The organism is Actinomadura sp. NPDC000600 (assembly GCF_040492135.1).
In the GTDB taxonomy this organism is placed as follows: domain Bacteria; phylum Actinomycetota; class Actinomycetes; order Streptosporangiales; family Streptosporangiaceae; genus Spirillospora.
This window is the reverse complement of sequence record NZ_JBEUPD010000040.1, coordinates 1-25,484: the sequence shown is the minus strand read 5'-3', so window position 1 is coordinate 25,484 and position 25,484 is coordinate 1. Positions and strand designations below refer to the sequence as shown.

Below are 25,484 nucleotides of genomic sequence, written 5' to 3'. Positions count from 1 at the left end.
CACCGGCGCCCCGGCCATATCTTTGAGGTCGTGCCCGAGTCCACCTCCCTGACGCCGCCTCGTGCCTCCGCGCCGGCGCCCTCCGGCCGGCATCGCCGGCTCGGCCTGGTCGTGCTGAGCCTCGGCGTCTCGCTGGTCGTGGTGGACGCCACGATCATGGGGGTGCTGCTGCCCCGGATCGTGTCCGACCTCGGCCTGTCGACGTCCGACGCCGAATGGGCGACCTCGGTCTACTCGCTGGTGTTCGCCGCGCTGCTCATCCCGTTCGGGCGGGCGGGCGACCTGGTCGGGCGCCGCCGCATGTTCGTGCTCGGGGTGGCGGTGTTCGCGGCGGCGAGCCTCGGCGCCGTGCTGGCCCCCGGCGGCTCGGCCCTCATCGGCGCGCGGGCGCTGCAGGGCGTCGGCGCCTCCATGGTCATGCCCGCGACGCTGTCCACGCTGAACGCGGTGTTCACCGGGCGGGACCGGGCCGTCGCCTTCGGCGTCTGGGGCTCGATGATCAGCGGCATGGCCGCGCTCGGGCCGCTCGCCGGCGGCGCGCTCGCCACCGGCGGCGGCTGGCGGTGGGCGTTCGGGATCAACCTGCCGCTCGGCGCCGCCCTGATCGCCGGGGCGCTGCGGTTCCTGCCCGAGACGCGCTCGCCCGCGCCGGGCGGCGCGCGGCACGAGATCGACTGGGCGGGCGGCGCGCTCGCCGCCCTCGGCCTCGGCGCGCTGGTGTGGGGGATCATCGAGGGGCAGACGTACGGCTGGTGGGCCCCGACGCGCCCGTTCTCCGCCGCCGGGTTCGACTGGCCGGAGTCCGCCCTGTCGCCCGTCCCGGCGGTGCTGGCGTTCGGCGTCGTGCTGATCGCGGCGCTGGTCCTGGTGGAGCGGGCCCGGGCGGCGTCCGGGCGGCCGGTGATGCTCGACCTCGCGCTGTTCCGCGTCCCGAACTTCCGGCGCGGCAACCTGGCCTCCGCACTGATCAGCGTCGGCGAGCTCGGGTTGCTGTTCGTTCTGCCGCTTTTCCTGCTTGGCGTGCACGGCACCAACCCGCTGCAGATCAGCCTGGCGATCCTGCCGCTCGCCGTCGGCGCGTTCCTGTCCGGCGGGTACGCGGGCAGGCTCGCGAACCGGCGCGGTGCCCACCGCGTCGTGCAGATCGGCATGGTGCTGGAGGTGGCCGCGGTCGTCGCGCTGGCCCTCACGGTCTCCGCGACGACGGGCGGGCTCGGCCTCGCGCCGTGGATGCTGCTGTACGGGCTGGGCCTCGGGCTGACCTCGGCGCAGCTGGCCAACGTGTCGCTGGCGGACGTCCCGGCCGCGCAGTCGGGCCAGGCGTCCGGGACCCAGTCGACGGCCCGGCAGGTCGGCGCGGCGCTCGGCATCGCCGCGATCGGGACGGTGTTCGCGACGAGCCTCGGGCACGCGATGACCGACCGGCTCGCGGGCTCGTCGCTGAGTCCGGAGCGGCGCGCGGCCGTCGCCCACGACCTGCGCGGCAGCGCCGGGACGTACGGGCGCGAGCTGCACGCCACCCCCGGCCTCGCCGCCGAGGCGCACGCCGCGGACGCCAGCCTCGCCGTCGCGACCCGGAACGCCGCCCTGACCACCGCGGCGATCCTCGCGCTCGGGCTCGGGCCGGCGCTGCGGCTGCGCCCGAGCACTGATGATCATCGGGAAGAATCGAAGCGCTAGTCCCCCTGTCGTCCTACGAGAACAAGCGGTAACTGTGGCCACGCTCTCCCAATGGGTCGCCGGATCCCGGCCCCGCACCCTGCCCGCGTCCCTCGTACCCGTCGTCGTCGGCACCGGCGCCGCCGCCGGAGCGGGCGACCCCGTCTGGTGGCGCGCGGCCCTCGCCGCGGTCGTCGCCCTCGTCCTCCAGATCGGGGTGAACTACTCCAACGACTACAGCGACGGCATCCGCGGCACCGACGAGGACCGCGTCGGCCCGCTGCGGCTCGTCGGATCGAAGGTCGCGCCGCCCAAGCAGGTGCTCGCCGCCGCGCTCGGCTGCTTCCTCGCCGCCGCCGTGGCCGGGCTCGTGCTGGCCGCCGTCACGACGTGGTGGCTGCTGCTCGTCGGCGCGTTCGCGATCCTCGCGGCCTGGTTCTACACGGGCGGCAAGACGCCCTACGGCTACCGCGCGCTGGGCGAGGTCTCGGTCTTCGTCTTCTTCGGCCTGGTCGCCGTCGTCGGGACGACCTACGTCCTGATCGAGGAGCTGCCGTGGGAGGCGTGGGCGGCCGCCGTGCCGATCGGGCTGCTGGCGTGTGGGCTGCTCGTCGCCAACAACCTGCGCGACATCCCCACCGACCGGGAGTCGGGCAAGCGGACCCTCGCCGTCGTGCTCGGCGACCGCTGGACCCGGATCATGTACGCGGCGTGCACCGCCCTGCCGTTCATGTTCGCCCTGGTCCTGGGGGCCGCGCACCCGTGGGCGCTGCTCGCGCTGCTCGCGGCGCCGCTCTCGCTGCCGCCGACGCAGAAGGTCCTGAACGGCGCGACCGGCCCCGCCCTGATCCCGGTGCTGGGCGAGACCGGCCGGCTCCAGATCGCCTACGGCGTGCTGCTGGCCATCGGCCTGGCGCTCTGACCCTCGGCCAGCAGGAACGCGCCGGTGAGGCCGGTGACGAGCCCGGTGAGCACCCCGGCGAGGGCGACCAGCCCCGTGGCGGACGCGGCGTCCGGGGCCAGGAAGCCGGGCTGGGCGAGCACCACGAGCAGCCCGTAGAGGGACGCCGCGAACATCGCGCCTGAGCCGGCCCAGGCGACGGCGAGCGGCACCGCGAACCGGGCCGGGCGGCCCGCGCGCTGGACGATCAGGATGAGCGCGACCACGCAGGCGGCCCCGAGCAGGCCCTCCACGCCGTCGGCCAGCTGCTGGGCCAGGTTCCGGTCGGCGAGTTCGTGGCCGCGCAGGCCGGCCGTCCCCCCGAACGCCCAGAAGAGCTGCGCCGCCGCGAAGACCGCGCCCGGAACGGCCGCCCCGCGCGCCAGCAGCACCTGCAGCGAGTGGGTCGGCCCCTTGGGCACGCTCCTGGTGCGGATCTCGAAGATCCGCGGCCACCGGTCGCGCGCGTACAGGACGAACGCCGCCAGCAGCCCGACGCCCTGCACGGTGAAGCCGGTGTAGACCATGCCGTACACCCAGCCCTGGAGCGCGTTGTCACCGCCCGTCAGCGGCTCGGACGAGAACAGCGCCTGCAGGAGCGTCCCCAGCGGGACGGCGAGGACGATCGGCGCGAGCAGCCCCACCGCGATCCAGATCGGCGCCAGCACCAGCCACGCCGGGATGCGGCGGCCCCAGCGGAAGGTGAACGCCAGCGCCACCAGCACGGCCGCCGCGTCCATGCCCAGGGTGATCGCGTTGCCCACGTAGAGCGCGGAGCCCTCGGCGGCGGACGCGTCGTTCCAGCCGACCGTGCTGCCGGACAGCCAGGCGATCTTGATGGTGAGGTAGGGGACGCACGCGGCGATCGTCGCCGCGCAGACGGCCAGGCGCAGCGGCCCGGGCCCGCCGTGCGCGGCGCGCGCGCGTACGGCGGGCCGGTGAACGGAAACGGTCATGCGACGACGATCCACCGGACCGGCCGCCCCGCGCCTCCCGCCGCGGGGTGAGCCCGGGCGCCCCCGTCCCCCGCGCGGGTGAGGCCGCCGTGTTTCAGAGTCCCGGCCCGCTTCGCTCGCCTGGCGGCTCGCTACGTGACCGGGCCTGGGCGAACGCGGCATCGCTTCGCGATCAGCCCGGTTCCGCTCGCCTCCGGCTTCGCAGAACCGGGCAGGTCACGCGTTCGCGCGTGGCCGAGGCCGCTTCGAGACAGGCCCGCTAGGCCCAGTCGATCTCGGGGCGGCCGGCGTCGACGAGGGCCTTGTTGACGGCGCTGAACGGGCGCGTCCCGAAGAACTTCTTGGCGCTGAGCGGGCTCGGGTGCGCCGACTCGATCACGGTGTGCTGGGGGCCGGTGATCAGGCGGGCCTTCTTGCGGGCGTAGGCGCCCCAGAGGACGAACACGACGCGCTCGCTCTTGTCGTTCAGCGCGCGGATCGCGGCGTCGGTGAAGTCCTCCCAGCCCTTGCCCGCGTGCGAGCCCGCCTCGCCGCCGCGGACGGTCAGCACCGCGTTCAGCAGCAGGACGCCCTGGTCGGCCCAGCGGGTCAGGTCGCCCGACACCGGCGCCGGGACGTCGAGGTCGGCCGCCAGCTCCTTGTAGATGTTGCGCAGCGACGGCGGGAGGCGCACGCCCTCGCGCACGCTGAAGCTGAGCCCGTGCGCCTGGCCGGGGCCGTGGTAGGGGTCCTGCCCGAGGATCAGGACCCGGGCGCCCTCGAACGGGCAGTGCCGGAACGCGTTGAACAGGTCCTCGCGCGGCGGGTAGACGGTCTGCCCGGCGTACTCCCCCGCGACGAACGCGCCCAGCGCGGCGGTGCCGATCGGGTCGAGCAGCGGTTCGAGCCGCTCCCGCCAGTCGCCGGGCAGCAGTTCCATCAGGTCGAGGGACATCGTCGGGCCTCCGAGAAGTGATCTCCAGTTGGTCGGAACACTAGTGCGGGCCTCTGACACGCCAGGGCCGAATCCGGGGACTCCGGACCCCTCGACCCTAGGATGAGATCAAATGCCCGATTCCCCCCGTCGGCGCCGCCTCCGCGCGTCCGCGCTGCTCGCCGCGCTCGTCCTGCCCGCCCTCGGCGCCGGCTGCGGCGACTCGTCTGGGCGGGTCACGCTCACCGTCCTCGCGACCTCCTCGATGACCGAGGTGCTCGGCGAGATCGGGACGGCCTACCAGCAGGAGAACCCGGACGTCAGGGTGCGGTTCGCCTTCGGCGGGACGCCCGAGATCGCCGACCGCCTCGCCGAGCACGAGCCCCCCGACGTCCTGGTGACGGCCGACGGGGCGAGCATGGACGAGGAGCGCGAGCACCTCGGCGGGCGCCGCCGCGTCATCGCCCACGACTCGCTCACGATCGCGGTCGGGCCGGGCAACCCCCGCCGCGTCCGGGACCTGCGCGACCTGGCGCGTCCCGGCCTGCGGGTGGCCGTCGGCGCCGGGACGGTCCCGGTCGGCCGCTACACCCGCCAGGTCCTCGCCAGGGCCGGTGTCCAGGTGCGGTGGACCAGCGAGGAGACCAGCGCCCGGGCCGTCCTGGACCGGATCCGCGCCGGCGAGGCCGACGCGGGGCTCGTCTTCATCACCGACCTCCGCTCGGCCGGGATCGCGGCGAGCAGCGTGCCCATCCCCGCGGACCTCAACGTCACCGCGGCCTTCCCCGCCGCCGCCGTCCGCGGCGGAGAGCACGAGGACACCGCGGACGCGTTCGTGTCGTGGCTGCTCACGCCCGGAGCGCAGCGGCTGTTCAACAAGTACGGCTTCGTCACACCGACCGCCCCCCAGTGACGCGCGGGGAACGGATGGGCGCCGACTTCCGTTTACCTCCCCGGAGCCCCCAGGGTTCCGGGCACGGCGCCGCGGCGCCGGGCCCCAGTACGACCACCTGACCGCCCCGGTCCGCGGGGCGCCTTGGACGGGGAGATGCGAGACGTGCCGGACGAGCGACCCGCGCCACAGCCCGACGGGACACCGCGACCGAACGGGACGCCGCCGAGCGCCGGCGCGCATCGCTCCGGCACTGCCGAGCCCGGCAGGCGCCAGTCGGTGCCGCCCCGCCGCGACCCCGAGCAGCCCTGGCGCGCCGAAGGCGTCCCCGACCGGCGGGACGGCCGGGCGCCAGGCCTGCGCGGAGGCGGGTGGAAGCCGAACCGCAACAACGCGGTCTTCTGGGCGCTGCTGCTGGTCGTCTTCGGTCTGAGCTACGTCTCCATGCACCTCAGCGGCCAGAAGGAGCGGGTGACGGTCCCCTACACGGCGTTCACCCAGCAGGTCGCGGCCGGGAACGTCAAGGACGTCTACACCAAGGGCTACCAGATCCAGGGCCAGCTGAAGAGCAGGCAGCCCGTCCCCGGGCACGGGGAGAAGACCTACACCTCGTTCGAGACGCTGCGCCCCGCGTTCGCCGACGACAAGATCTACACCGAGATGGTGCAGAAGGGCGTCGAGGTCGAGGCCAAGCCGGTCAACGAGGACCGCGGCCTGCTCGCCAACCTGCTGCTGTCACTGCTGCCGACGCTGCTGTTCGTCGGCCTGTGGATCGGCGTGATGGTGTGGCTGCAGCGCCGCATGGCCGGCGGGGGCGGCCTCATGGGCGGCTTCAACCGCTCCCCCAAGCCCGTCGCGGCGGACGACAAGCGCGCCACGTTCGCCGACGTCGCCGGCATCGACGAGGTCGAGGCGGAGCTCAGCGAGGTCGTCGACTTCCTCAGGGACCCCGGCAAGTACCGCCGGATGGGCGCCCGCGTCCCGCGCGGCGTCCTGCTGACCGGCGCGCCCGGCACCGGCAAGACGCTGCTCGCCCGCGCGGTCGCCGGCGAGGCGGACGTCCCGTTCTACTCCGCGGCCGCGTCGGAGTTCATCGAGATGGTCGTCGGCGTCGGCGCCGCCCGCGTCCGCGAGCTGTTCACCGAGGCCCGCAAGACCGCCCCGTCGATCATCTTCATCGACGAGATCGACACGATCGGGCGGGCGCGCGGCGGCGGCGCGAGCATGGGCGGGCACGACGAGCGCGAGCAGACCCTCAACCAGATCCTCACCGAGATGGACGGCTTCTCCGGCTCCGAGGGCGTCGTCGTGGTCGCCGCGACGAACCGCCCCGACATCCTGGACCCCGCCCTCATGCGCCCCGGCCGGTTCGACCGGCAGGTCGCGGTGTCCCCGCCCGACCTGGAAGGCCGCGTCGCGATCCTCGGCGTGCACACCCGCGAAGTCCCGCTCGCCGCCGACGCCGACCTCACCTCGATCGCGCGGATGACGCCGGGGATGACCGGCGCCGAGCTGGCCAACCTGGTCAACGAGGCCGCCCTGCTCGCCGTCAAGCGCGAGAAGGGCGCCGTGGACATGGACGACTTCCAGAGCGCGCTGGAGAAGGTGCAGCTCGGCACCCGGCGCTCCCTGGTCATGCCGTTCGAGGAGCGCCGCCGCACGTCCTACCACGAGTCCGGGCACGGCCTGCTCGGCATGCTGCAGCCGGGCGCCGACCCCGTCCGCAAGATCACGATCGTGCCGCACGGCCGGGCGCTCGGCGTCACCGTGTCCACCCCGGACGACGACCGCTACGCCTACGACGAGCGCTACCTGCGCGGCCGCATCATCGGCGCGCTCGGCGGCATGGCGGCCGAGGAGCTGGTCTTCGGCGTGGTCACCACCGGCTCGGAGAGCGACCTGGAGCAGGTCACCAAGATCGCCCGCGGGATGGTGGGCCGCTGGGGCATGTCGCAGAAGATCGGCCCCCTGTCGATCCTGCCCGCGGACGGATCGGACCCGATGGGCCAGTACGCCGCCCAGGGCACCCTGGACGCCGTCGACCTGGAGGCCCGCCGGATCGTCGACGAGTGCTACGCCGAGGCCGTGGAGACCCTCCGCGCCAACCGCGACAAGCTGGACTCCCTCGCCGCCGCCCTCCTGGAGAACGAGACCCTCGACGAGGCCGCCGCCTACGCCGCCGCCGGCATCGACCGCACCATCCGCGAAGTAGACCTCTCAAAATCCCACCACTGACCCCCGGCGGGCAGGGCTGAGGAGCGTCCCCGTCGGGTCTACGCGGGTCTAGGAAAGCCTATCGGGTTGGGGAAGGGCATCTCGGTCGCTGCGGCCTTGGAGGCCGGTATGAGGGACTCGTAGAGCGTTTTGGGGTCGCTCAGGACGTTGTAGGGGACTGCTGCCAGTTCGTCCGTGCGTTGTTCGATGCGCGCCTTCAGGCCGCGTCCTTCTGCGGTGGCCTCTCCCTGGGCCACGAGGCCGCGTCGGGTCAGTTCCTCGGTGGCCTCGGCCCAGTCCTCGGGCGACCAGCCGCGGCTCTCGTAGAAGCGCTCCGGGGGCACCACGCCGATGGCAGAGACGAGGACGTTCGCCTCCAGGCCGCTCAGCCCCTCGGCGGCGAGCAGGGCCACGTGCCCGTCTCCTCGGTGCTCGCGCAAGGACGTCGTCGCCTGCCAGAGCGCCTCAACGGGGTCCTCTGGGAGCGGCAGGTCCTGGTTGGCAGCGAACAGCGGGCGGCCGGAGGCGTCCGCCGCCATCACGACCTCCTGCAGGAGCGGTGCGGCCTTCACCGCCACGTCCTCGATGCCGGGGACGGTCCTGCGCAGCACGCGTGCCGCCGCGTCGCTCCGTGCCCGGAGGATGCTCTCCGGGGACGCGAACCGCCACGCGTCCGGAACGGCCCGCCGCACCCGCGCCGGGTGGAAGCCGAAGAAGGTGGCCTGGATCGTCCCCGCGGACACCGCGCCGAGCGGCGCCCCCCGGCTTCCGAAGTACCCCATCCAGAAGCCCTTGAGGCCGACGTCGCCGTTGGCCTTCCGGCACTCCTCGGCGAAGTAGGTCACCGCGTGCAGCGGTTCGACGACCTTCCACATGTCCCGCGCGAACGACGCTTCCACCCGCCGAACGCTAGGCCCGCCGCTCTCCGGGCACAACCCCCGGTCACATCCGGGCCGCGGCGTCCGTCAGTGTTACGACCGAGTGATACCGAGGGGGACGTGATGGACGAGCGCGAGTTCCTGGCAGAGCGGTTCGAGGGCCACCGCACGCATCTGAAGGCGGTCGCCTACCGGATGCTGGGCTCGCTCGCGGAGGCCGACGACGCCGTCCAGGAGGCGTGGCTCAGGCTCAACCGGTCCGACGCGGACGACATCGAGAACCTGGGCGGCTGGCTGACCACCGTCGTGGGGCGGGTGTGCCTCGACATGCTGCGCTCGCGCACGTCCCGCCGGGAGGACCCGCTGGAGGAGCGCCTCCCCGACCCGGTCATCAGGCCCGCCGACGGCCCCGACCCCGAGTACGAGGCGCTGGTGGCCGACTCGGTCGGGCTCGCCCTCCTCGTGGTGTTGCAGTCGCTCACTCCGGCCGAGCGGCTGGCGTTCGTCCTGCACGACACCTTCGGGGTGCCGTTCGAGGACATCGCGCCCATCGTGGGACGGTCCCCGGCCGCCGCCCGCCAGCTGGCCAGCCGCGCCCGCCGCCGGGTGCGCGGGACGGCCCCGGAGCCCGAGCGCGACCCGGTCCGCCAGCGCGCGGTCGTCGAGGCCTTCAACGCCGCCGCCCGCGACGGCGACTTCGAGGCGCTCGTCGCCGTCCTCCACCCGGACGTGGTGCTGCGCGCCGACGCCGGCGCCACGGCCGGCGGATGGACCCGGGTCGACGGCGCCGAGAACGTCGCCGGCCGGGCCCTCATGTTCCGCAGGGAGACCCCGGGCGAGGTCATGCCCGCCCTGGTCAACGGGACCGCGGGGATCGTGTGGTTCGAGGACGGACGCCCGCGGTCCGTGCTGGCCTTCACGGTCACCGACGACAGGGTCACCGCGATCGAGATCCTCGCCGACCCCGACCGCCTCGCCGCCCTCGACGTCGCCTACCCCGGCTGACGTGCCTCAGGTGAGGGAGCGCCGGAAGAGGACTCTGGGCGTCTCCGGGCCGTCGTGGGCGGGGGCGTGGCCGGCGGTGAAGCCCATCGCCTTGTGGAAGGCGATGGAGCCGGTGTTCTGGGGCGAGGTCAGGGCGCGGACGGTCGTGCGGCCGTCCGCGCGGGCGAGCGCGAAGAAGTCTTCGTACAGCCGGCGGGCCAGGCCCGCGCCGCGGAAGGCCGGGTTCACGCCGACGAAGTGGATGTAGGCGGTGTCGGGGAGGGACGGGGAGAGGAAACCGACGAGGAAGCCCGCGAGGTCGTCACCGGCCTCGGCGACGAGGCTGGTGCGATGGAAGTGGTCGAGGAAGAGGCGGGGCAGGATGCCGTGGACCTCCCGGCCCCACCAGCCGTCCACGACGGCGATGATGCGGTCGTAGTCGGCGGGGGCCGCCGGGCGGACACGCATCACAGGCTGGCGGGAAGGGCCGCGGCGTCCAGGGCCGTCATGCCCTTCAGGGCGTTCAGGACCGTGGGATGCGGGGCCGCGTGCACCGTCGGGTGGATCGGGTCGTCCGGGTAGGCCAGGGCGTCGGCGGACGCGGAGAACCGCACGGCCGGGTCGCGGGGGTCGAGGCGGACCCAGCGGTCGTCGATGAGGGCGGCGACCAGGCCGTGGACGAAGCCGGGGCGCTGCTGGTAGCACAGGCCCGCCTGGATGCCGCCCGCGCGCAGGAGGGCGACGTAGGCGTGGGACTGGGCGAAGCAGAGGCCGGTGCCCTGTTCGAGGACGTCGGAGGCCCTCCAGGGGACACGGGTGTCGCCGGTGTCCATGGGGTGCGAGATCCGGTCGCGGACGTGGTCGAACGCCGCGTGCGCGTAGGCGATGTCGTCGCCGGTGCGCAGCTCCGAGGCGATCGACTGGACGAGCGGATGCTCGATGTCGACCGCCTCGGACGCGGCGAGGTAGTCCCAGGGCTCGGCGTCGAAGTCCATCACAGGCCGAGGAGCGCCTCGATGCCGAGCGTGAGGCGGTCGAGCTCGGGGACCTTGCGGACGGCCAGCAGCACCCCGGGCATGAACGACTCGCGGTTCATCGCGTCGTGCCGGATGGTGAACAGCTCACCGTGGCCGCCGAGGACCACCTCCTGGTGGGCGACGGCGCCGGACATGCGGACGGCGTGCACGCGCACGCCGTCCACGTCGGCGCCGCGGGCGCCGTCGATCTCGGAGGTGGTGGCGTCCGGGGGCGGGGCGACGCCCGCCTCGGCGCGCGCGGCGGCCACCAGCTCGGCGGTTCGGTAGGCGGTGCCGGACGGGGCGTCCGCCTTGTTCGGGTGGTGCGTCTCGACGATCTCGACGGACTCGAAGAACGGGGCCGCCTTCTGCGCGAAGTGCATCATGAGCACCGCGCCGATCCCGAAGTTCGGGGCGATGATCACGTTTCCGGACGAGTCGTCGGTCAGCCAGGAGCGGACCGTGTCGAGGCGGGACGGGTCGAACCCGGTGGTGCCGACGACCGCGTGCAGGCCGCGCTCGACGCACCACTGGAGGTTGTCCATGACGACGTCGGGATGGGTGAAGTCGACGACGACCTCGGCGGCGGTCAGCGCGTCGAGCTTGTCGCCCTGGTCGACGGCGGCGACGAGCTCCATGTCGTCGGCGTCGTCGACGGCACGGCACACCTCGGCGCCCATCCGCCCCTGCGCGCCCAGCACCCCGACCTTTGTCACGTGTTCCTCCTGGTTGGCCTCGCCCCGACCCTATCGTCAGAAGCGCTTGCCCAGCTCCCTCGCCTCGGCGTGCGCGGCGCGGCGCCCGGTCTCGGCATCGGCCGTGGCGAGGTTCGGGCGGAACGCGACCGTGCTGATGTCGGTGACGCCCGTCCAGCGCAGCCAGCCCTCGAAGAACGGGGCCTGGTGGTCGCTGCCGAACGCGGGCGGGCGGCCCTCGCCGTAGACGGCGCTCGTGTAGACGACGGCGGCCTTCTTGCCCTGGAGAAGGCCCGAGTAGCCCTTCTCCGGGTCGAACCGGAACACCCAGCCGGGCTGCGAGACCACGTCGATGAACTGCTTCAGGATGTAGGGGACGCTGGAGTTCCACATCGGGACGCTGAACAGGTAGCGGTCGTAGGAGTCGTAACGCTCGAAGACCTCCCGGGCGGCCTGCCATGCGGCGGCCTGCTCCCCGGACAGCTCCTCCCCCGCGAAGACGGACATCTTCGCGCCGGCTCCGGCGGGGCCGAACGCGGGAAGGCCGGCCTCCCACAGGTCGAGGTGGTCGACGACGTCGCCGTGGGTCTCGCGGTAGGCGTCCAGGAACACCTCGGCGATCGCCAGCGACTCGGAGGCGGCGGACCGCGGGGAGGCGGAAACGTGCAGCAGACGGGACATGAGGGATCCTCTCCGACAAGCATACGGACCAGAGTCCGCTTACTCCCTGGAGAGTAGCGGACCCTGGTCCGGTTAACAAGTCGGGGTGTCCGGCGCCGCCGGCGAGGCGGCCGCCCCGCGGGTCAGGCGCCGAACTCGCGGTCCCCCACCGGGCCGATCACGGTGAGCGCCTGCGGGCCCGCGAGCACGTCGCGGGCGATGGCGCGGACGTCGTCGAGCGTGACGGCCTCGATGCGCGCCAGCACCTCGTCGACGGGCAGCAGCGACTCGTACACCAGCTCGCTCTTGCCGATGCGGCTCATCCGCGAGCCGGTGTCCTCCAGCCCGAGGACCATGGCGCCGCGCAGCTGGCCCTTGCCGCGCTCCAGCTCCTCGTCGGTGAGGCCTCCCTCGGCGGCGCCGGCCAGCTCCTCACGGCAGATCGACAGGACCTCCTCGGCCTTGGCGGGCTGGCAGCCCGCGTACACGCCGAAGACGCCGGAGTCGGCGTACTGCGCCGTGTAGCTGTAGACGGAGTACGCGAGGCCCCGCTTCTCGCGGATCTCCTGGAAGAGGCGGGACGACATGCCGCCGCCGAGCGCCGCGTTCAGCACGCCGAGCGCGAACCGGCGCTCGTCGGTGCGGGACGTCCCGGCGCCGCCGAGGATGATGTGGGCCTGCTCGGTGTCCTTGTCGATCACCACGCTGCGCGGGTCCAGCGGCACGGCCGCGCCGTCCAGCCGGGGCGGCGCGGGCGCGTCGTCGCCGTGCAGGTGCTCGGCGAACGCCGCGGACACCAGCCGGACCACCTCGTCGTGGTCGATGTTGCCCGCCACCGACACCACCAGGTTGGACGGGACGTAGTGCTGCCGGTAGTAGCCGTGGATCCGGTCCCGGGACAGCGCGTTGATCGACTCCTCGGTGCCGAGGATGGGGCGCCCGAGCGGGGTGTCGCCGTACAGCGCCGTGGAGAACTCGTCGTGGATCAGGTCGCCCGGGTCGTCGTCGCGCATGTGGATCTCTTCGAGGATCACGCCGCGCTCGGCCTCGACGTCCTCGGGGCGGTTCACCGACTCCGCGACCATGTCGGAGACCACGTCCACGGCGAGCGGGAGGTCGGAGTCCAGCACCCGCGCGTAGTAGCAGGTGTACTCCTTGGCGGTGAACGCGTTGAGGTCGCCGCCGACCGCGTCGACCGCCGCGGAGATCTCCAGCGCCGACCGCCGCCTCGTTCCCTTGAACAGCACGTGCTCCAGGTAGTGGCTGGCGCCCGCGTCGGCGGGGTCCTCGTCGCGGGAGCCGACCGCCGACCAGATGCCGAACGCGGCGGAGCGCACCGTCGGCATCGTCTCGGTGATGATCCGCAGCCCGCCGGGCAGGACGGTGCGGCGCACCGCGCCGGCCTCGTCGGTGTGGATCGTGGTGGTGGTGCCGGGCTCCTGCGCCCTCGCCGGCAGGGTCACGTGTCGCTCACATTCCGTCGGGGGAAAGCGGCCGGCCGGCCGTCCCGCAGTGCTCGTCGCGCTGCGGAACCGGCCGGCCGGTCATCGTCTGGATCAGGAGTTGCGCTGGCCGGCGTCGTCGGACCCGCGCCGGGTGCGGCGGCGCCGCGGACCGCCGCGGCCGTCGTCCCGGCGCTCCCGGCGCTCGCCGGTGTCGCCGTCGCCGTCGCCGGACGCGGTCGCGGGCTCCTCGCCCGCGCCGCCGTCGGCCCGCTCGGCCTTCTCGGCGCTCTCGCGCTCGACCACCTCGACCGGCACCAGCGACAGCTTGCCCCGCTGGTCGATCTCGGTGACCTCGACCTGGATCTTCTCGCCGACGCCCATCACGTCCTCGACGTTCTCGATCCGGGCGCCGCCGTGCAGCTTGCGGATCTGCGAGACGTGCAGCAGGCCGTCCTTGCCGGGCAGCAGCGACACGAACGCGCCGAACGTCGTGGTCTTGACGACGGTGCCGAGGAACCGCTCGCCGACCTCCGGCATGTGCGGGTTGGCGATCGAGTTGATCGCCTGCCGCGCGGCCTCGGCGGACGGCCCGTCGGTGGCGCCGACGTAGATGGTGCCGTCGTCCTCGATCGTGATGTCGGCGCCGGTGTCGTCCTGGATCGAGTTGATCATCTTGCCCTTGGGGCCGATGACCTCGCCGATCTTGTCGACCGGGACCTTGATCGTGATGATCCGCGGCGCGTTCGGGCTCATCTCGGCGGGCGCCTCGATGGCCTCCTGCATCACGTCCAGGATCGCCAGGCGGGCGCCCTTGGCCTGCTTCAGCGCGGCGGCCAGCACCGAGGCCGGGATGCCGTCGAGCTTGGTGTCCAGCTGCAGCGCCGTGATCAGGTCACGGGTGCCGGCGACCTTGAAGTCCATGTCGCCGAACGCGTCCTCGGCGCCGAGGATGTCGGTCAGCGTGACGTACTCGCCGCCCTCGTTGATCAGACCCATCGCGATGCCCGCCACCATCTGCTTGAGCGGGACGCCCGCGTCCAGCAGCGACATGGTGGACGCGCAGACCGAGCCCATCGAGGTGGAGCCGTTGGAGCCGAGCGCCTCCGACACCTGCCGGATCGCGTACGGGAACTCCTCGCGCGACGGCAGCACCGGGATCAGGGCGCGCTCGGCGAGGGCGCCGTGGCCGATCTCGCGGCGCTTCGGGGAGCCGACGCGGCCCGTCTCGCCGGTGGAGTACGGCGGGAAGTTGTAGTTGTGCATGTAGCGCTTGGTGCGCTCGGGGTTCAGCGTGTCGATCGTCTGCTCCATGCGGAGCATGTTCAGCGTCGTCACGCCGAGGATCTGCGTCTCACCGCGCTCGAACAGCGCCGAGCCGTGCACCCGCGGGACGACGTGCGCCTCGGCGGTCAGCTGGCGGATGTCCTTCGTGCCGCGGCCGTCGATGCGCAGCCCGTCGCGGATGACCCGCTCGCGGACCAGCTTCTTGGTGACGGCGCGGTAGGCGGCGGAGATCTCCTTCTCGCGCCCCTCGAACTGCTCGGCGAGCTTCTCGGCGGCGGCCGCCTTGATCTCGTCGAGCCGGGCCTCGCGCTCCTGCTTGCCGGCGATGGTCAGCGCCTGGGCCAGGTCGCCGCTGACGGCGTCGGTGACGGCGGCGAGCACGTCGTCCTGGTAGTCCAGGAAGATCGGGTACTCGGCGGTCTCCTTCGCGGCCACGGCCGCGAGGTCGCTCTGCGCCTTGCACAGCACCTTGATGAACGGCTTGGCCGCCTCGAGGCCCTCGGCGACGGTCTCCTCGGTCGGGGCGGTCGCGCCCTCGCCGACGAGCCGGATGGTGTCGCGGGTGGACTCCGCCTCCACCATCATGATCGCGACGTCGCCGTCGGCCAGCACGCGGCCGGCCACGACCATGTCGAAGGTCGCGCGCTCAAGCTCGGGGTGGGTGGGGAAGCCGACCCACTGGCCGTCGATCAGCGCGACGCGGACGCCGCCGATCGGGCCGGAGAACGGCAGGCCCGCCAGCTGCGTGGACATCGAGGCGGCGTTGATCGCCACGACGTCGTACAGGTGGTCGGGGTGCAGCGCCATGATCGTCTCGACGACCTGGATCTCGTTGCGCAGGCCCTTGGTGAACGACGGGCGCAGCGGCCGGTCGATCAGCCGGCAGGTCAGGATCGCGTCCTCGGAGGGACGGCCCTCGCGGCGGAAGAACGAGCCGGGAATGCGCCCGGCCGCGTACATCCGCTCCTCGACGTCCACGGTCAGCGGGAAGAAGTCCAGGTTCTCCTTGGGCTTCTTCGACGCGGTGGTCGCCGACAGCACCATCGTCTCGTCGTCGAGGTAGGCGACGGCCGAGCCGGCCGCCTGCCGGGCCAGCCGGCCGGCCTCGAAGCGGATGGTGCGGGTGCCGAACGTGCCGTTGTCGATCACGGCTTCGGTGCTCTGCGCACCGTCGATGCGCACGGCTTCTGTCACGGGAAACCTCCTCAGGGTTCCATGTCGGTCCTCGCGGCCGTTTCCCGTTGGCTGTTCACGCTGCCGGTCTTCGATCGAAGCACCCGGATCGAGAGCGCCGCCGATGCGGCGGAACGGATCCGGAAGCCACTACCGAGGACCGGCCCGCACCAGCGGTGTCCGCGAGGCTTGCTCTGTAATTGGCGGCCGGGGCCGGGCGGGCCCGCCGGCCATAAAGGAAGGGAGTGGCCCCGCGGGCCACTCCCTCACCGTGCTAGCGGCGCAGCCCGAGTCGCTCGATCAGCTGCCGGTAGCGGTTGATGTCCTTGTTCGCGAGGTACTTCAGGAGGCGGCGACGACGACCGACCAGCAGCAGCAGACCGCGGCGGCTGTGGTGGTCGTGCTTGTGCTCCTTCAGGTGCTCGGTCAGATCGTTGATGCGGCGCGTCAGCAGCGCGACCTGGACCTCCGGGGATCCGGTGTCACCCTCAGTGGTCGCGTACTCGGCGATGATCTGGTTCTTGGTGGCGGTGTCGAGCGACACGTGGCTCCTTCGATGGATTCGTCACCCGCAGATCCTGGCCCGGAGGGCGCACGGGTCCGCATGGTGCGTGTTAAGAGGGTGGCGGGCCGCATGAGGGTGCAGCCAGCCGCGCCGGGGCCCTTCCCGGCGACTCTTCACCGTACCATGCTGTATTGGATACAAGACCGGCCCGAGATGCTCGCCTGGCGGCTCGCACCTCGACCGTTCTTGAGGCGAGCGCGACCTCGCTTCGCGAGCTTCCCGGTGGGCTCGCCTTCGGCTTCGTCCCACCGGTCAGGTCGCGCGCTCGCGTGACGGCTGATGTTCTCTGGTGCCGGCTTCGACCACCGGTCACGTCGCGCGCTCGCGTGGCGGTTGAGGCTTCCTTACCAGCTTGGCGGGGCGCTTTGAACGGGCTTAGGACGTGATTTCCCGGGCGCGGGCCACGTCTCGGTGCATTTCCTCGATCAGGGCCTCGATCGAGTCGAACTTCAACGTGTCGCGGATGCGGGCGGCGAAGTCCACGGCCATGTGCTCGCCGTAGAGGTCGAGGTCGTCGCGGTCCAGGGCGTAGGCCTCGACGGTGCGCTCGCCCGCGCCCTCGAAGGTCGGGTTCGTCCCGATGGAGATCGCGGCCGGCCAGCGGAAGCCGGGGTAGCGGTCGGAGTCGCAGGCCAGCCAGCCGCCGTAGACGCCGTCCGCCGGGATCGCGGTGTGCGGCAGCGTCTCCAGGTTCGCCGTGGGGAAACCGAGCGCGCGGCCCCGCTGGTGGCCCCGCACGACGACGCCCTCGACCCGGTGCGGGCGGCCGAGCGCGTGCGCGGCCGCCTCGACGTCACCCGCGTCGAGCCGTCCCCTGATGTAGGTGGACGAGATCGTGTCGCCGTCGGCCACCAGCGGCATGCCCTCGGCCGTGAAGTCGTACTTCTCGCCGAGCTCCCGCAGCAGCGCCACGTCGCCCTTGGCCTTGTGCCCGAACCGGAAGTCCTCACCGACGATCACGTGGGCGGCGTGCAGCCGGTCGACCAGGACCGACTGGACGAACTCGTCCGGCGGCACCTTCGACAGCTCCAGCGTGAAGGGCACGACCACGACCGCGTCGGTGCCGAGGCCCTCCAGCAGTTCGATGCGGCGCTTGGTGGTGGCGAGCAGCGGCGGGTGCGTGCCGGGCCGGACGACCTCGTCCGGATGCGGGTCGAACGTGATGACCACCGAGCGCAGCCCGCGGCGGCGCGCCTCCTCGGCGGCGGCCCCCACGATCCGCTGGTGGCCGCGGTGCACGCCGTCGAACACCCCGATCGTGATCACCGAACGGCCCCAGTCTGCGGGAACCTCGTCGAGGCCATTCCAGCGCCGCACCATGCTCTCCCTGCGTAGGACGTTCCTGTCCGGTACTTCTTGCCGTCCTCAAGAGTGCCATGCGGGGGCGGTACCGGTCGCACCCAGGGTGCGTGGTGTGCGGCACCCGGCCCGGCACGGGCCGGGTCGACGCTCTCAGCCGGACTGGTAGACGACGAGGGACACCGCGATGTACTGGAGCACGTAGGCCGCCAGCGTGCAGGCGTGGAACACCTCGTGGAACCCGAACCAGTCCGGGAACGGGTCGGGGCGGCGCAGCCCGTACACCACTCCCCCGACGCTGTAGCAGATGCCTCCGATCGCGACCAGCAGGCAGGCGGCCACGCCCGCCCCGGACAGGAACTGCGGCAGGAAGAGCACCGCCACCCAGCCCAGCGCGATGTAGAGGGCGACGTAGAGGGCGCGGGGAGCGCCGATCCAGGTCGTCCGGAAGACGACCCCGGCGACGGCCCCGGTCCACACGATGGCGAGGACGGCCACGCGCACGCCGCCGTCCAGCGCCAGCACCGCGAAGGGCGTGTACGTCCCCGCGATGATCAGGTAGATGTTGGCATGGTCGAAGCGGCGCAGCACCTCGATCAGCCGGTGCGACTGCTGCCGGTGGTACGTTCCCGAGATCCCGAACAGCATCCCCGATGTCGCCACGTACAGCGCCGACGCCAGCCGCGCCTCCAGGCTGGGGCCGAGCGCCACCAGCACGAGCCCCGCGACGAGCACCGCGGGGAACGCGCCGAGGTGCAGCCAGCCGCGCAGCCGCGGCCGGGTGGGGGACGCCACCGGGGGATTGTCCTTCACCGTGGTCACGGACACCTCCTCACTAACCTACGCTTACGTAGGTTACGCGTGCGTAGGTTGACTGCGCATCCAATTCGCCCGGTGATGCTCGCCACGGCTCCGCCGCGGGCCCCTCACGGGACGAACACGGCGAGGGGCTTGGCCACCGGGCCCCGCTCCTCGACCAGCGCGAGCAGGGTCCCGTCCGGCGCGAAGACGCCCACCGGGCCCGGCCCGAGACCGGCGGCCGCCAGCCGTCCGCCGTGGGCGACCTTGCGGGCGTCGTCCTCGGACACGTCCCGGCGCGGGAACACCGCCGCCACGGCCTCGGCCATGGGCAGGATCTCCAGTTCCTCGCCGAGCCGGTCGAGCGTCCGCGCCATGGAGAGGTCGTAGGGTCCGACGCGGGTGCGGCGCAGCGCGGTGAGATGGCCGCCGCAGCCGAGCGAGGAACCGAGGTCGCGGGCCAGCGCCCGGATGTAGGTCCCGGACGAGCAGGACACCGAGGCGTCCACGTCGACGAGGTCGCCGTGCCGCCGGACGTCCAGGATCGTGAACTCGTCCACGGTCACCGGCCGGGCGGCGAGTTCCACCTCCTCGCCCTTGCGCGCCATCTTGTAGGCCCGCTCCCCGTTCACCTTGATCGCACTGACCTGCGGCGGGACCTGCTGGATCGTCCCGGTCAGCTCCGCGACGCCGGCCCGCAGCGCCTCCTCGGTGACGGACGCAGCCGACGCGGTCGCGGTGGTCTCGCCCTCCGCGTCGTCGGTGTTGGTCGACTCGCCCAGCCGGATCGTGGCGTCGTAGCCCTTGCGGGTCAGCGCGAGATGCCCGAGCAGGCGGGTGGCCTTGCCGATCCCGAGGACGAGCACGCCCGTCGCCATCGGGTCGAGCGTGCCCGCGTGGCCGACCCGCCGGGTCTTCGCCAGCCTCCGCATCCTCCCCACGACGTCGTGCGAGGTCCAGCCGGCGGGCTTGTCCACGATGACGAGTCCCGAATCCATGCTCTTGCTTCACCTCGAAGACGGCGGGCGAACGGAGGACGGCGATACTAGCCGTCCCGTCGCCCTCGCGGGTTTCCCGCACAGCGCCGCCTCCACGCGGCGAAGGGTCTGTTCTGTGTCCTTTTCCCTTGCGGGGCGCGCTCCGCCGCGATCCACTGTGCCTCCTAGCCGTACGTCCCCGGCGAGGTCCGACCATGAGCAGAGGACAGCCCGAGCCCGGCGTCTTCAGCGCCCCGGACGCACCCTGCCGGATCCATGGGAGGGTGGAACCGGCGAGCGTCGGCTCTCTCGCGCACGAGCCGTCGCTGACGCTCTGCTCCCTCGAAGCCTTCGCCCGGTATGCCGGTCCCGTAGGAGCCTCTGCTCTCGACGCACTCCTCACCCTTGGCGCCCTGGACGGGATCATCGAATCGGTCCAGGCCGACCACGGGCTCGTCATCCGGATCACCGTCGCGGCCCTGTGGCTCGACCGGGGCCAGGTTCCCGGTGCACGGCCCGACTGGCACATCGACCGGGCCGGCGCCATCGCGGGGACCGGTGCGCTGGAACGCTACGACACCTCTGACCTCACGCATCGGCGCAGCTTCGCACTGGTCAGCCTGTTCAGCCCGGAGGCGCCCGCCCCACATCGAGCGCCGGACGCTCACACCTCGGAGGCGAGCACCGAGTTCGCCATGGCACCGGGCGGCCTCCCGCTTCCCGGCGGATGGGCCCGGAGCCGGGATGTGGCCGAGCACATCAGGACATGGATCTCGGCCGGCCGTCCATGCACTCCCTGCGGGGACGGGCGCGCTGTCTCCTTCGGGGCCCGCGCGGTTCACCGGCCTGGCGCCGCTCCGATGCCGGGCTGGCGGATCCTCGTCCGGGCCGGTGCCTACCAGTCAGATCCGCCGACGTCGCCATACGAAGAGCGCATACCCGCTTACAATCCGTTCTGCCGGAGAACGGATCCCGGCTTCTGGCTGAGGCCGGTCGGCACCAAGGAGAGGGCGACGCCGATGCGGAGCTGGTCCGTTCACGCGAACGACGACGTGGCGGTCGAGGAGCTGTTCGCCATGCGGGGGCTCCGCCCGGCGCCGGCGCCGGCCACCGCTGCGATCGCGCGGATCCGCGATGCGTGCGCGTAGGAGGCGCGAAGAGGAGCACGCCACCGCTTTCCTGCTGGAGGAACTGCACAACGCCGAAGCGGAGTTCCGTCGGCTCCGGGCCGAGGGCCACGCCCGGATGACGGGCTTCCTGACCCTGGTGGGCGCCACCCTCGGCCTCGTCGCGGCCCTCAGCGGCGCCAAGGGGCTCGCCTCCGACGCTCTGCTCCGGGTGATGCTGGCCGCCGCACTGTTCATCGCGGTCGTCGGCACCAACGCCTACATCGGCCTGGTCGTCCGCGACATCGGCACCGACGCCTGCGCACGCAACGCCGCGCGGATCCGGCACTATTTCGTGACCGAGTACCCTCGCCTCGCCCCCCACGTGAGCTGGCGCCACACCGACGGCCCCTCGACCTGGGTGACGCGGCCGCGCAGCGTCAACCGGCGCCAGATCGGCTTGATCACCGCGGCGGCGTACGGTGGAGCCGCCGCGGCGGCGGTCCGCATGGCCTTCGAGGCCGGCAGCGCGGTCACGGCAGGGGCGGGATCGGTCGCGACCGCCGTGGTCTGGCCGCTGCTGCTCTGCTGGGCGCGGCGCCGGATGAGGCACGTGGCCGACCGGGCCCGCCGGGAACAGCGGTTCGACTGACCGCCGACCCGGCGCCCGACCGGTCAGTGTTCGGCGGGCAGCAGGGCGCGCAGCCGGTCGAGCGCCTCGTCGACCGGCCCTGCCCAGACGAAGCCCGCCATCTCGCGGTGACCGCCGCCGTCGAGCGCCGCACACACCCTGCTCAGATCGATACGGCCCTTGGACCGGACGGAGAAGTACCAGTGGCCGTCATCGGTCTCCTTGCAGACGACGGCGACCTCTGCCTCGTCGGTCCGGCGCAGCTGATCGATGATCCCCTCGAGCTGCTCGTACGGCAGTCCACGCCGATCGGCACGGGCGATCGCCGTCCAGACCAGGCCGCGGCCGCCGGCCGCGTCGCGCTCGAGCCGGGCGCGCGCCAGCGCGCTCGCGAGGACCTGCAGGTAGCCGAACGGGGCCCGGTCCCACAGCTCGCGGCTGACCGTTTCCGGCCGGACGCCCGCGGTCAGCAGCCGTCCCGCCAGGTCGTGGACCTCGGGGGTGGTGCAAGGGTACTTGAACGAGCCGGTGTCGCTGGCCAGGCCCGCGTACAGGCCCTGGGCGATGTCGCGGTCGAGCGGCACGCCGAGCCTGCGGATCAGCTCCTCGACCAGCACCGCCGTCGCGGCGGCGGCCGGGTCGACCAGCCGCACGCCGCCGAACCCGGTGTTGGACGCGTGGTGGTCGATGACGATCAGGGCGCCGGCCCGGTCGGCGGCGCCGGCGAGCGAGCCGAGCCGCGCCCGGCCCGCCGCGTCCAGCGAGATCATCAGTTCCGGGGCGCGCGGCACCCGGGACGGTTCGACCAGCAGCTCCTGGCCCGGCAGGAACCGCAGGATCGCCGGGACGCCGAACGGCTCCCCGAACGAGGCCACGCAGCGCTTGCCGCACGCGCGCAGCGCCTGCCCGAGCGCCAGCATCGAGCCGAGCGCGTCGCCGTCGGGCGCCACGTGGCACGCCAGGCAGATCTCACGGGCACCGCGGATCAGTTCGACCGCGCGGTCCCATTCGAGGTCGGCGGGCGGTGCGCCCGGCTCGGCGGGGGCCGCGGTGTCGGCCGGGCCGTTCACGACGACGGGCGTCCGGGGCGGCCGTCCTCACCGTCCCCAGCGGCGTCGCGCCCGTCGAAGGCGGGCCCGTCCTCGTCGAGGTCGTCCTCGTCGAAGTCGTCGTCGAGGTCGTCGTCGAGGTCGTCCTCGTCCTCGGCCGAACCGGGCTCGCGGTAGGGGTTGGCGTCGCCCGCGGGAGACGCGCCCTGCGCGGCCCGTGCCACCTCGGCGTCCTTGGCGCGGGCCTGGGCCAGCAGGTCGTCGATGTGCGCCGCGTTCTCCATGAGGGAGTCCATGACGAAGGTGATGCTGGGCGTGTGGCGGACGCCCGTCTTCCTGCCCACCTCCGACCGGATGACGCCCTTGGCGCTCTCCAGCGCGGCGGCCGTCTCGGCGCGCTCGCCATCCGACCCGTACACCGTGTAGTACACGGTGGCGTCGCGCAGGTCGTTGGTGATGCGGGTGTCCGTCACGGTCACGAAGCCGAGCCGCGGATCCTTGATCCGCCTCTCCAGCATCTCGGCGACGATCTGCTGGATGCGGTCGGCGAGCTTGCGCGCCCGAGCTGCGTCCACCATGATCGCACTCCCTTTCTATGGTCTGAGCGGGAAGGTCGGTCCCCGCTCCTTCATTGTGAGGCGGCGCCCGCCTCCGCGCCCGGCCGTCAGTCCTCGCTGCTGAACAGCCGCTGCCGGGCGGACAGCAGTTCGATCTCCGGCCGTCCGGCCACGAGCCGCTCGCACTGGTCGAGGACCTCGGTGCAGTTCGCCGCCGTGCCCGACACCACCGCCACCCCGATCTCCGCCCTGCGGTGCAGGTCGTGGTCACCGGTCTCGGCGACGGCCACCGCCGGGAAGCGCTTGTGCACCTCGGCGATGAGGGGACGGAGGACGGACCGCTTCTGCTTCAGCGAGCGGACGTCTCCCAGCAGCAGGTCGAGCGTCAACGCACCCACGTACACCTGGTCGATCACCTCGGGGGTCGTCAGAAGGTGGAACGACGGAGGTCTTCCGCCGTGTTCCCGGCAGGACATGACGGACGCCAGGCTAGAAGATCCGCCTGGCGCCCTGTCACCCGATTAAACGATCACGTCGCCGGCGAGCCCGGACGGGCCCGCCGTGCCGACCGCCCGCGCGGCCCCTCGCGGGGCCGCGCGGACCTGCCGACCGCCTCAGTCGCGGGGCTTCTCCCGCATCTCGAAGCACTCGATGACGTCACCGAGCTTGATGTCGTTGTATCCGACACCGATGCCGCACTCGAAGCCCTCGCGGACCTCGGTCGCGTCGTCCTTGAAGCGGCGCAGCGACGACACCGTGAGGTTGTCGGCGACCACGACGCCGTCGCGGACGAGGCGGGCCTTGGCGTTGCGCTGGATGATCCCCGAGAGGACCATCGAGCCCGCGACGTTGCCGATCCGCGGCACCTTGAAGATCTCGCGGACCTCGGCGGTGCCGAGCTGGGCCTCTTCGAACTCCGGCTTGAGCATGCCCTTGAGGGCCGCCTCGATCTCCTCGATCGCCTGGTAGATGATCGAGTAGTACCGGATGTCGACGCCCTCGCGGTCGGCCAGCTCCTGCGCGTTGCGCTCCGGCCGCACGTTGAAGCCGATGATGACCGCGCCCTCGGACGCCAGCGACAGGTTGACGTCGTCCTGCGTGATCGCGCCGACGCCGCGGCGGATGATCCGCAGGTTGACCTCGTCGCCCACGTCGATCTTGAGGAGGGAGTCCTCCAGCGCCTCGACGGAACCGGACACGTCGCCCTTGAGGATGAGCAGCAGCTCCTGCCGCTCGCCCCGCTCCAGGTCCTTGAACAGCTCTTCCAGGGAGCTGCTCTTGCGGCTCTTGAGCAGTTCGGCGTTGCGCTTGCGCGCGACCCGCTTGTCGGCGATCTGCCGGGCGACCCGGTCGTCCTCGACGACCAGGAAGTTGTCGCCCGCGCCGGGCACGGCCGCGAGGCCGAGCACCATCACCGGACGGGACGGGCCCGCCTCCTCGACGCTGTTGCCGTTCTCGTCGAGCATCGCCCGGACGCGGCCGTTGGCCACGCCGCAGACGATCGAGTCGCCGACCCGCAGCGTGCCGCGCTGCACCAGCACGGTCGCCACGGCGCCCCGGCCCTTGTCCAGGTGGGCCTCGATGGCCGAGCCCTGGGCGGGCATGTCGGGGTTGGCCTTCAGGTCGAGCGTGGCGTCGGCGGTCAGGACGATCGCCTCCAGCAGCCCGTCGATGTTGGTGCCCTGCTTGGCGGACACGTCGATGAACTGCGTGTCGCCGCCGAACTCCTCGGCCACCAGCCCGTACTCGGTCAGCTGCGCCCGGACCCGGTTCGGGTCCGCGCCCTCGACGTCGATCTTGTTGACCGCGACGACGATCGGGACCCCCGCCGCGGTGGCGTGGTCGATCGCCTCGGTGGTCTGCGGCTTGACGCCGTCGTCGGCCGCGACCACCAGCACCACCAGGTCGGTGGTGTCGGCACCGCGGGCACGCATGGCGGTGAACGCCTCGTGGCCCGGGGTGTCGATGAAGGTGATCTTGCGCTCCTCGCCGTCGACCTCGGTCTCGACCTGGTAGGCGCCGATGTGCTGGGTGATGCCGCCGGCCTCGCCCGCCTGCACGTTGGCGTGCCGGACGGCGTCCAGCAGCTTGGTCTTACCGTGGTCGACGTGGCCCATGACGGTGACCACCGGCGGACGCGACTGGAGGTTCTCCTCGCCGCCCTCGTCCTCGCCGTACTCGATGTCGAAGGACTCGAGCAGCGCGCGGTCCTCGTCCTCGGGGCTGACGACCTGGACGTCGAAGTCCAACTCGAGCCCGAGCGCCATCAGGTCGTCGGGGTCGACCGACTGGGTCGCGGTGACCATCTTGCCGAGGTGCATCATGATCGCGACGAGCGACGCCGGGTTGGCGCCGATCTTCTCGGCGAAGTCGGTCAGGGACGCGCCCTGCGGCAGCCGGATCGTCTTGCCGTTGCCGCGCGGAGCCGAGACGCCGCCGACGGCGGGCGCCTGCATGTTCTCGAACTCTTGACGACGCGCCCGCTTCGACTTGCGTCCGCGCGCCGGGCGACCGCCGGGGCGACCGAAGGCGCCCTGCGTGCCGCCGCGACCGCGACCTCCGCCACCGGGACGGGGGCCGAAGCCGCCGCCACCGCCGGGACGACCGCCGGCACCCGCGCGGGGGCCGCCGAAGCCGCCGCCGCCACCGGGACGGCCGCCGCCACCGGGACCGCGACCGCCGCCACCCGGGCCGCGACCGCCGCCGCCGGGACCGCGACCGCCGCCGCCACCGCCGGGACCGCCGCGCCCTGGGGCGCCCGCGGGCCGGGAGGACGGCATGTTCATCGGGCTC

At 72.7% G+C, this 25,484-nt stretch carries 23 protein-coding genes and 1 pseudogene; 7 read left to right on the top strand and 17 right to left on the bottom strand.

From position 1 onward, the window contains the following. Positions 1–30: 30 nt before the first annotated feature. The gene (locus ABWI07_RS37095) at positions 31–1,680 is read left to right on the top strand and encodes an MFS transporter (RefSeq protein WP_235036591.1); all 1,650 of its coding nucleotides are present in this window, start codon (positions 31–33) and stop codon (positions 1,678–1,680) included. Positions 1,681–1,714: 34 nt separating this feature from the next. Next, positions 1,715–2,581 carry a 1,4-dihydroxy-2-naphthoate polyprenyltransferase gene (locus ABWI07_RS37090; RefSeq protein ID WP_149257688.1) on the top strand — a complete coding sequence of 289 codons (867 nt, stop codon included), beginning with the start codon at positions 1,715–1,717 and terminating at the stop codon, positions 2,579–2,581. Here ABWI07_RS37090 and ABWI07_RS37085 read toward each other — a convergent pair. Further along, positions 2,545–3,555: a hypothetical protein gene (locus ABWI07_RS37085; protein ID WP_353821410.1), complete on the bottom strand. Its 1,011-nt coding sequence runs from the start codon at positions 3,553–3,555 to the stop codon at positions 2,545–2,547. The two genes, ABWI07_RS37090 and ABWI07_RS37085, sit on opposite strands and share 37 nt — an antisense overlap. Before the next feature lie 259 nt (positions 3,556–3,814). Further along, entirely contained in the window at positions 3,815–4,489 is a 675-nt protein-coding gene (locus tag ABWI07_RS37080) for a uracil-DNA glycosylase (RefSeq protein ID WP_149257690.1), read from the bottom strand. Positions 4,490–4,601: 112 nt separating this feature from the next. Here ABWI07_RS37080 and modA point away from each other — a divergent pair, with 112 nt between their 5' ends. Together modA and ftsH are read left to right on the top strand one after the other, a co-directional pair. After that, positions 4,602–5,381 (top strand): molybdate ABC transporter substrate-binding protein, encoded by a 780-nt coding sequence (modA, locus tag ABWI07_RS37075; protein WP_149257691.1) that lies wholly within the window; start codon positions 4,602–4,604, stop codon positions 5,379–5,381. Between the two features lie 144 nt (positions 5,382–5,525). Continuing rightward, positions 5,526–7,595, top strand: a complete 2,070-nt coding sequence (gene ftsH / locus ABWI07_RS37070; protein WP_353821409.1) for an ATP-dependent zinc metalloprotease FtsH — start codon at positions 5,526–5,528, stop codon at positions 7,593–7,595. Between the two features lie 38 nt (positions 7,596–7,633). Here the strand turns inward: ftsH and ABWI07_RS37065 are convergent, their stop codons facing one another. Then, a complete protein-coding gene (locus ABWI07_RS37065; RefSeq protein ID WP_353821408.1) occupies positions 7,634–8,473 on the bottom strand; it encodes an SCO6745 family protein in 840 nt (279 codons plus the stop codon). Positions 8,474–8,575: 102 nt separating this feature from the next. Between ABWI07_RS37065 and sigJ the strand changes: the two genes are divergently transcribed. Then, complete coding sequence (gene sigJ, locus ABWI07_RS37060) at positions 8,576–9,457, top strand: RNA polymerase sigma factor SigJ (protein WP_149257694.1); 882 nt, start codon at positions 8,576–8,578, stop codon at positions 9,455–9,457. A 6-nt stretch (positions 9,458–9,463) separates the two neighbouring features. On the opposite strand, the gene ABWI07_RS37055 is transcribed toward sigJ, so the two are convergent. The 10 genes from ABWI07_RS37055 to truB all read right to left on the bottom strand — a co-directional run bounded on the left by ABWI07_RS37055 (position 9,464) and on the right by truB (position 19,369). Continuing rightward, complete coding sequence (locus ABWI07_RS37055) at positions 9,464–9,904, bottom strand: GNAT family N-acetyltransferase (RefSeq protein WP_353821407.1); 441 nt, start codon at positions 9,902–9,904, stop codon at positions 9,464–9,466. Further along, on the bottom strand, positions 9,904–10,431 hold the full coding sequence (locus tag ABWI07_RS37050) for a transglutaminase-like domain-containing protein (RefSeq protein WP_353821428.1): 528 nt from the start codon (positions 10,429–10,431) through the stop codon (positions 9,904–9,906). Before ABWI07_RS37050 ends, ABWI07_RS37055 begins: the two co-directional genes overlap by 1 nt. Then, positions 10,431–11,168: a 4-hydroxy-tetrahydrodipicolinate reductase gene (gene dapB, locus ABWI07_RS37045; protein WP_149257696.1), complete on the bottom strand. Its 738-nt coding sequence runs from the start codon at positions 11,166–11,168 to the stop codon at positions 10,431–10,433. Before dapB ends, ABWI07_RS37050 begins: the two co-directional genes overlap by 1 nt. Positions 11,169–11,204: 36 nt before the next feature. Further along, entirely contained in the window at positions 11,205–11,828 is a 624-nt protein-coding gene (locus ABWI07_RS37040) for an FMN-dependent NADH-azoreductase (protein ID WP_149257697.1), read from the bottom strand. Positions 11,829–11,950: 122 nt separating this feature from the next. Beyond that, a complete protein-coding gene (locus ABWI07_RS37035) occupies positions 11,951–13,270 on the bottom strand; it encodes a M16 family metallopeptidase (protein WP_149257698.1) in 1,320 nt (439 codons plus the stop codon). A gap of 93 nt (positions 13,271–13,363) precedes the next feature. Beyond that, positions 13,364–15,712: a polyribonucleotide nucleotidyltransferase gene (locus tag ABWI07_RS37030; RefSeq protein WP_149258058.1), complete on the bottom strand. Its 2,349-nt coding sequence runs from the start codon at positions 15,710–15,712 to the stop codon at positions 13,364–13,366. 271 nt (positions 15,713–15,983) lie between these two features. Next, on the bottom strand, positions 15,984–16,253 hold the full coding sequence (rpsO, locus tag ABWI07_RS37025; protein WP_067792110.1) for a 30S ribosomal protein S15: 270 nt from the start codon (positions 16,251–16,253) through the stop codon (positions 15,984–15,986). A gap of 396 nt (positions 16,254–16,649) precedes the next feature. Beyond that, the gene (locus ABWI07_RS37020; RefSeq protein ID WP_149258059.1) at positions 16,650–17,591 is read right to left on the bottom strand and encodes a bifunctional riboflavin kinase/FAD synthetase; all 942 of its coding nucleotides are present in this window, start codon (positions 17,589–17,591) and stop codon (positions 16,650–16,652) included. Between the two features lie 135 nt (positions 17,592–17,726). Next, entirely contained in the window at positions 17,727–18,395 is a 669-nt protein-coding gene (gene trhA / locus ABWI07_RS37015; RefSeq protein ID WP_235036593.1) for a PAQR family membrane homeostasis protein TrhA, read from the bottom strand. A 104-nt stretch (positions 18,396–18,499) separates the two neighbouring features. After that, positions 18,500–19,369: a tRNA pseudouridine(55) synthase TruB gene (gene truB / locus ABWI07_RS37010; RefSeq protein WP_353821406.1), complete on the bottom strand. Its 870-nt coding sequence runs from the start codon at positions 19,367–19,369 to the stop codon at positions 18,500–18,502. Between the two features lie 194 nt (positions 19,370–19,563). On the opposite strand from truB, the gene ABWI07_RS37005 reads away from it, so the two are divergent. Beyond that, the gene (locus ABWI07_RS37005) at positions 19,564–20,496 is read left to right on the top strand and encodes a hypothetical protein (protein WP_353821405.1); all 933 of its coding nucleotides are present in this window, start codon (positions 19,564–19,566) and stop codon (positions 20,494–20,496) included. Next, positions 20,483–21,106, top strand: a complete 624-nt coding sequence (locus ABWI07_RS37000; protein ID WP_149257701.1) for a hypothetical protein — start codon at positions 20,483–20,485, stop codon at positions 21,104–21,106. Before ABWI07_RS37005 ends, ABWI07_RS37000 begins: the two co-directional genes overlap by 14 nt. 23 nt (positions 21,107–21,129) lie before the next feature. Here the strand turns inward: ABWI07_RS37000 and ABWI07_RS36995 are convergent, their stop codons facing one another. From ABWI07_RS36995 to infB, 4 genes and pseudogenes are all read right to left on the bottom strand, one after another. Beyond that, on the bottom strand, positions 21,130–22,155 hold the full coding sequence (locus tag ABWI07_RS36995; protein ID WP_149257702.1) for a DHH family phosphoesterase: 1,026 nt from the start codon (positions 22,153–22,155) through the stop codon (positions 21,130–21,132). Positions 22,156–22,262: 107 nt separating this feature from the next. Beyond that, positions 22,263–22,712 (bottom strand): annotated as a pseudogene (gene rbfA, locus ABWI07_RS36990) (30S ribosome-binding factor RbfA); the annotation flags it as partial. Between the two features lie 86 nt (positions 22,713–22,798). Then, positions 22,799–23,095: a DUF503 domain-containing protein gene (locus tag ABWI07_RS36985; protein WP_353821427.1), complete on the bottom strand. Its 297-nt coding sequence runs from the start codon at positions 23,093–23,095 to the stop codon at positions 22,799–22,801. 210 nt (positions 23,096–23,305) lie between these two features. Next, positions 23,306–25,484, bottom strand: a 2,179-nt coding sequence (infB, locus tag ABWI07_RS36980; protein ID WP_353821404.1) for a translation initiation factor IF-2, incomplete at its 5' end; no start/stop codon positions are given.